General features: G+C 51.0%; 7 protein-coding genes. All 7 read left to right on the forward strand.

Translation table 11 applies throughout. The annotated features are described in order from the left end of the window. The first annotated feature begins 8 nt into the window (after nucleotides 1–8). The 7 genes from mnmG (at nucleotide 9) to atpB (ending at nucleotide 5,986) form a co-directional block, all read left to right on the forward strand. Nucleotides 9–1,901, forward strand: a complete 1,893-nt coding sequence (mnmG, locus tag ACP5D0_RS09685) for a tRNA uridine-5-carboxymethylaminomethyl(34) synthesis enzyme MnmG (RefSeq protein WP_472365571.1) — start codon at nucleotides 9–11, stop codon at nucleotides 1,899–1,901. Between the two features lie 14 nt (nucleotides 1,902–1,915). Further along, nucleotides 1,916–2,572, forward strand: coding sequence for a 16S rRNA (guanine(527)-N(7))-methyltransferase RsmG (gene rsmG, locus ACP5D0_RS09690; RefSeq protein ID WP_472365565.1), 657 nt, complete (start codon nucleotides 1,916–1,918; stop codon nucleotides 2,570–2,572). Then, complete coding sequence (locus ACP5D0_RS09695; protein ID WP_472365566.1) at nucleotides 2,565–3,332, forward strand: ParA family protein; 768 nt, start codon at nucleotides 2,565–2,567, stop codon at nucleotides 3,330–3,332. The genes rsmG and ACP5D0_RS09695 overlap by 8 nt, the downstream gene beginning before the upstream one ends. A gap of 24 nt (nucleotides 3,333–3,356) precedes the next feature. Beyond that, entirely contained in the window at nucleotides 3,357–4,223 is an 867-nt protein-coding gene (locus tag ACP5D0_RS09700; protein WP_472365567.1) for a ParB/RepB/Spo0J family partition protein, read from the forward strand. A gap of 237 nt (nucleotides 4,224–4,460) precedes the next feature. Continuing rightward, nucleotides 4,461–4,760, forward strand: coding sequence for an AtpZ/AtpI family protein (locus tag ACP5D0_RS09705; protein ID WP_472365572.1), 300 nt, complete (start codon nucleotides 4,461–4,463; stop codon nucleotides 4,758–4,760). Continuing rightward, nucleotides 4,761–5,126, forward strand: a complete 366-nt coding sequence (locus ACP5D0_RS09710; RefSeq protein WP_472365568.1) for an ATP synthase subunit I — start codon at nucleotides 4,761–4,763, stop codon at nucleotides 5,124–5,126. It begins immediately after the preceding gene. A gap of 11 nt (nucleotides 5,127–5,137) precedes the next feature. Then, nucleotides 5,138–5,986 (forward strand): F0F1 ATP synthase subunit A, encoded by an 849-nt coding sequence (gene atpB / locus ACP5D0_RS09715; RefSeq protein ID WP_472365569.1) that lies wholly within the window; start codon nucleotides 5,138–5,140, stop codon nucleotides 5,984–5,986. The last annotated feature ends 169 nt before the right edge of the window (nucleotides 5,987–6,155 follow it).

The raw sequence follows: 6,155 nt of genomic DNA on the forward strand, positions 1-6,155 counted from the left end.
GGTTTTTTATGGAGAGTGCGGTGACCAATTTTGATGGAATGTTGGTGGGGGGTGGTCACGCTGGCACCGAGGCGGCGCTAGCGTCCGCGCGTATGGGGGTGAAAACCCTGTTGTTGACGCACAATATCGATACACTCGGGCAAATGTCTTGTAATCCGGCGATTGGCGGCATCGGTAAAGGTCATTTGGTGAAGGAAGTGGATGCGATGGGCGGTGCCATGGCCTTGGCAATTGATGAGGCTGGGATTCAATTCCGCACGCTGAATGCCTCGAAAGGCCCGGCGGTGCGCGCCACCCGTGCGCAGGCGGATCGCGTCTTGTACCGTCAGGCGATTCGTATGCGCTTGGAAAATCAGGTGAACCTGACCATTTTCCAGCAATCGGTGGAAGATTTGATTCTGGAAGGCGGTGAAGTCATCGGTGCCGTGACCAAAATGGGGTTGCGTTTCTATGCGCGTCAGGTGGTGCTGACCGCCGGAACTTTTTTGGCCGGGCGCATTCACATCGGTTTGAAGAATTATGAAGGCGGTCGCGCCGGAGACGCCCCGGCCAACGGGCTGGCGGAAAAAATGCGTGAATTGGACTTGCCGGTCGGCCGCCTGAAAACCGGCACGCCGCCGCGCATCGACGCGCGTACCGTCGATTTTGAAGCCATGCAGATTCAACCGGGCGACACGCCTTTGCCGGTGTTTTCTTTTATGGGCAAAGCGGGTATGCATCCGCAGCAAATGCCCTGTTACATTACCTATACCAACGAACAAACTCATGAGTTTATTCGCCAATCTTTGGATCAGTCGCCGATGTATTCCGACGCCGGGGAAATCGACAGTGTCGGGCCGCGTTATTGTCCGTCCATTGAAGACAAGGTGATGCGCTTTGCCGAGCGTGACCGCCATCAGGTGTTTATTGAACCGGAAGGGTTGACGTCGAATGAATTGTACCCAAATGGCATTTCCACCAGTTTGCCGTTTGAAACCCAGGTGCAGATTGTCCAGTCCATGAAGGGGATGGAGAATGCGCGCATCATGCGTCCCGGTTACGCCATCGAATACGATTATTTCGACCCGCGCGGTTTGAAGCCGACTCTGGAAACCCAAGCGGTTCACGGCTTGTTCTTCGCCGGGCAAATCAACGGCACCACCGGTTATGAGGAAGCGGCGGCACAAGGTTTGTTGGCCGGTTTGAACGCCGCACGGCGTGCGCAGGAGAAGACCCAATGGTATCCGCGACGCGACGAAGCCTATATTGGCGTATTGGTGGATGATTTGATTACGCTGGGGACGTCCGAACCTTATCGAATGTTTACCTCGCGCGCCGAGTATCGTCTGATGCTGCGGGAAGACAATGCCGATCAGCGTTTGACGCCGATTGCCCGTGAATTTGGTTTGATTGACGACGCACGTTGGATGGCATTTGAGACCAAAATGGAACAGATGGAAACCGAGCTGGCGCGTTTGAAGGAAACCTGGATTTATCCGCAGCATGCCGAGGCGAAAAAAGCCGAGGCCTTGATGGATTTGCCGTTGAGTAAAGAGCAAACGCTTTACGACCTGCTCAAGCGCCCGAAAGTGACTTATGACGCTCTGGCGTCGCTGGACATGTTCGGTGAAGGTTTGCAGGATGAGACGGTGGTGGATCAGATTGAGATTGAAGCCAAGTATTCCGGTTACATTGCCCGTCAGCAGGAAGATATTGATAAGTTGCGCCGTGCCGAAAGTGTCGAAATTCCCGATCATCTGGATTTGGACGCCATTTCCGGTTTGTCGAATGAAGTGAAGCAGAAACTGCGTGATCACAAGCCCGCCACCTTGGGCATGGCGTCGCGCATTTCCGGGGTGACGCCGGCCGCGGTGTCGCTGCTGCTGATTTCAATTAAAAAACAGCGCAAAACGGCTGGTTGAGGAGGTGTTGGTTCGTGGATAGCACTCGTCATAACCCATATTTTGATCGACTGGCCGCGGCGTTTGAGCAGTTCGGCTTACCCGAAAACGCCCAGGCCTGGTCAAAGTTGCTGGACTATCTTTTTCTGCTGGAAAAGTGGAATAAAACCTTCAACCTGACCGCGATTCGCGATTTGGATGAAATGTTTGTTAAGCATTTGCTCGACAGTTTGAGCGTAGCCGCGCATTTGGACAGTGATCGTTTGATTGATGTGGGGACTGGCGGTGGTTTACCCGGCATTCCATTAGCGATTTTGTTCCCGGAGCGTCAAGTCGATTTGCTGGACAGCAACAGCAAAAAAACCCGTTTTTTGATTCAGGCCAAGGCGGAATTGGGGTTGGAAAACGTCACAGTGTTGCACCAACGGGTGGAGGCTTATCGGCCGGAAACGCTGTATGACGGGGTGGTGTCGCGAGCGTTTGCTTCGTTGGATGATATGCTGCGATTAACGCATCATTTGCTGAAAACGGGTGGCATCTGGTGGGCGATGAAGTCGCAAAAAACACAAGATGAGGTCGCAGCCTTGCCAGAGTTTGCTAAAATGTTGCGAGTTTTTGACTTGGCAGTACCGGATTTGGACGCGCACAGAACCTTGATAAAAATTGAAAATGTCGGAAAAGAGAATGGGTAGAATCATTGCGGTGGCCAATCAAAAAGGCGGCGTTGGAAAAACCACAACGGCGGTGAATCTCTCTGCGGCGCTGGCGCGGTTGCAGAAAAATGTCCTGTTGATTGATTTGGATCCACAGGGCAATGCCACCGTGGCCATCGGCGTGGAAAAGGATGAGCTGACGGTGTCCGCTTATGATGTGTTGGTCGGCGAAACCAAGGCACGTGATGCGGTGATGGCATCGCCGGTGGAGCATCTTGATTTAATCGGGGCCAATGGTGATTTAACTGCCGCAGAAGTGGATTTGATTGAGGAATCGAAAGGGCCAAAACGGTTACGAAAAGGGCTGAAAAAACTGCGCGATCAGTATGATGCCATCGTGATTGATTGCCCGCCGACTTTGAATATGTTGACCTTAAATGCACTGACCGCAGCGGATGGCATTTTAGTGCCGGTGCAGTGCGAGTATTTTGCGCTCGAAGGGCTGTCGGCGCTGATGGATACCATTGAGGCGGTTCAAAACGACTTGAACCCCGATTTGCATATTGATGGCTTGTTGCGCACCATGTACGACCGCCGTAATAACCTTGCCAATGATGTGTCCAATGAGTTGGTGGCGCACTTTGGGATGAAGGTGTTGCAAACGATTGTGCCGCGTAATGTTCGGCTGGCGGAGGCACCGAGTCACGGTGAGTCGATTCTGGATTATGATTTGGCCTCGAACGGCGCCGTCGCCTATCTGGCATTGGCGAACGAGTTGATTCGAAAAACAAAAATTTAACGGGACTAAACTGGGTAAAGACGCATGGCAAAAAAACGTTCAGGCATGGGGATGAGAGGCGTGAGCGCTCTGATTGGCGGTAAACAGAAAGTGGAAAATAATCTGTCCGATCTACGTGTCGATAAGATTGCCATTGATCAGTTGCGCCCGGGGGAATATCAGCCCAGACAACAGTTTGGCGCCGAAGCCCTTCAGGAATTGTCCGATTCCATTCGCATTCAAGGGATTGTGCAGCCGATTGTCGTCAAAGCCTCCGGGGATGATGGCTATGAAATCATTGCCGGTGAGCGGCGTTGGCGTGCGGCTAAGCTGGCCGGGTTGGAGTCGGTGCCGGTGGTGATTCGCAAAGCGGATAATCAAGCCACCTTGGCCATGGCGCTGATCGAGAACATGCAGCGCGAAGACCTGAACCCGATTGAGACCGCTTTGGGGCTGAAGCGACTGATGCAGGAGTTTGATTTGACGCAGCAGGCGGTGGCGGATGCCGTAGGCCGTTCCCGAGCCTCTGTGACCAATCTGTTACGGTTGTTGAAATTGCCCGAGGCGGTACAGAACTGGTTGCATGAAGGGCGGCTGACAATGGGGCATGCGCGTGCCATTATTACGCTGCCGGAACCCATTCAGCTGGAGTTGGCGGAAAAGGCAATCTCAAAGGATTGGACGGTGCGGGAAATCGAACAGGCGGTGCAGAGTGTGCTGGTGCCGAATCGTTTGAAAAAAACGCCAAAGCCGGATGTGCCGGAGTTTGCCAAAAGCCATCAGCAGCGTTTAACGGATAAGATGGCGGCACCGGTTAAAATTGCGCACGGTCAAAAGGGGCGCGGCAAGATTGAAATCCATTACCGTTCCGAAGAGGAGCTGGCGCGTTTGCTTGAGACCTTAAATCCGTAGCTTTGAATCGAATCGATTTCGATTCGGGTTAATGGCGCGGTTGCGTTTAGGGCGCTACACTAGTGGCTGAAATTTCAAATAAAACTATATGTTGTAGGTACGGAGTGGCTGTTGAAATTTAATTGGATTATCACTGGATTTTATTGGTATTGTTCGCTATTATTCTTGACCGTTTGGCTCAGAAGAGAGTCAATTTGCAGCGACTGTTAACTGGAGTTTTAAAACCCTGTGTCTGAAATGGAATCGAAACGCAACGAAGACACGGACAAACAGTCAAACCGCAAGCCGAAACCGGCGTTGAATTTTTTGTTGCTGAGTGCCGGTTCCATGTTTACGAGCATGATTATTGCTGGTTTTATTGTCGGTTATGTATTGGATCAGTTGTTTGGTACCATGCCGCTGTTTCTCTTGAGTTGCGGTGTGCTGGGGTTTATTGGCGGCATGATGAAGGTGCACGCGCTCTTGGGTAAAATGTCGCTTTTAGACACGCCTTCCGCCAGTCGCAAAGACGACCCTAAAGCAATGGATAAAGAGTAAATGCAGGCGAATGGATTAGGTCGCTCAATTCAGGTTCAGGGTTTATTGGGACTCTTGTTGGTGGCCGTGTTTACTTGGCAGAATGAAGCCTTGGCCGCCTTGTATGGGTTGGCCATCGGCTTGGGAAACGTCGCGCTATTGGGTTTGAGTTTTAAGTGGGCGGACAATAGCGCCAAGACCAACCCTAAAGCGGGAATACAGATTTTATATATGAGTGCAGTGGTGAGATTTATCTTGCTGGCTGTGTTATTTGTTTTGGGGCTGCAACTTTTTGAATTAGCACCCTTGCCGGTGGTGTTGACCTTTGTGGTCATGCAGATTGGTCAGGTGTTCAATTTGAAAGGAAAGCGGCGTTTGACTGATTAAGGAGAAGACCCTTGAGTGCTGAAAAAATGGGTACGGTCGAGTATATTCAACACCACTTGACCAATAATGCGGTTTGTAGTGCCGATAGTATCAACGCGGCCACCGGAAAGTGTGAAGGCTTTTGGGTGTTGAATGTGGATACCATCTTTTTCAGTGTGCTGCTGGGCGCGCTGATTGTTTACACGGCCATGCGCCTGCGTCGAAAACTGGAAAGCGGCACGCCTGGCGGTTTCCAGAATTTCGTTGAAAGCATCCTTGATTTCGTTTCAACCAACGTCAGAGACGCCTTCCCCGGTCACAATCCGTTGATCGCCCCATTAGCTTTAACCATCTTCCTTTGGGTTTGGTTGATGAACTTTATGGACTTGGTGCCGGTTGATCTGTTGCCTTATCTGTTCCAGTTAATCACCGGTGACCCGCATGCTTATCTGAAAGTCGTGCCGACCACGGATCTGAATACCACTCTGGGTATGGCCTTTACCGTCTTTGCATTGATTCTGTATTACAACATTAAAGTGAAAGGCGTGGTTGGGTTCATTAAGATGTTCCTGTTCCATCCTTTCGGCAAGTTTTTCATCCCCGTTAACATCGTTATGACGTTCATTGAAGAGGTTTCAAAGCCTTTGTCTCTGGCGCTGCGTTTGTTCGGTAACATGTTTGCGGGTGAATTGGTATTCCTTCTGATCGCTTTGATCGGTGGAACTTTGGCAGTGGGTGCCGCTGCTTTATTCTGGGCACCGTTACAAGCTCTGCTGGATCTGGGTTGGCTGATCTTCCACTTGTTGGTCATCACACTTCAGGCCTTCATCTTTATGGTGCTAACCATTGTTTACCTTGGCATGGCTCACGAGGAGCACTGAGGTAGACTCTGATAGGAATGAAAGAGGGTTTATCTCTCTGAGGGTTTAAGCGCACCTGCCTGGTTTCATTGATTCAGCGTGACGCCGGTAAAAAGCTTTTTTAACTTTAACTTTTAAAACTTTAAGGAGTAATCTAAATGGAAGCTCAATTTATTGCGGACATTTATGC

The sequence above is a fragment of the Hydrogenovibrio sp. genome (assembly GCF_049975065.1).
Classification (GTDB): domain Bacteria; phylum Pseudomonadota; class Gammaproteobacteria; order Thiomicrospirales; family Thiomicrospiraceae; genus Hydrogenovibrio.

Bases quoted from the DNA above. Each gene is read 5' to 3' on its own strand.
- mnmG (WP_472365571.1), top strand. From the start codon at position 9: ATGGAGAGTGCGGTGACCAATTTTGATGGAATGTTGGTGGGGGGTGGT.
- ACP5D0_RS09695 (WP_472365566.1), top strand. From the start codon at position 2,565: ATGGGTAGAATCATTGCGGTGGCCAATCAAAAAGGCGGCGTTGGAAAA.
- ACP5D0_RS09700 (WP_472365567.1), top strand. From the start codon at position 3,357: ATGGCAAAAAAACGTTCAGGCATGGGGATGAGAGGCGTGAGCGCTCTG.
- ACP5D0_RS09705 (WP_472365572.1), top strand. From the start codon at position 4,461: ATGGAATCGAAACGCAACGAAGACACGGACAAACAGTCAAACCGCAAG.
- ACP5D0_RS09710 (WP_472365568.1), top strand. From the start codon at position 4,761: ATGCAGGCGAATGGATTAGGTCGCTCAATTCAGGTTCAGGGTTTATTG.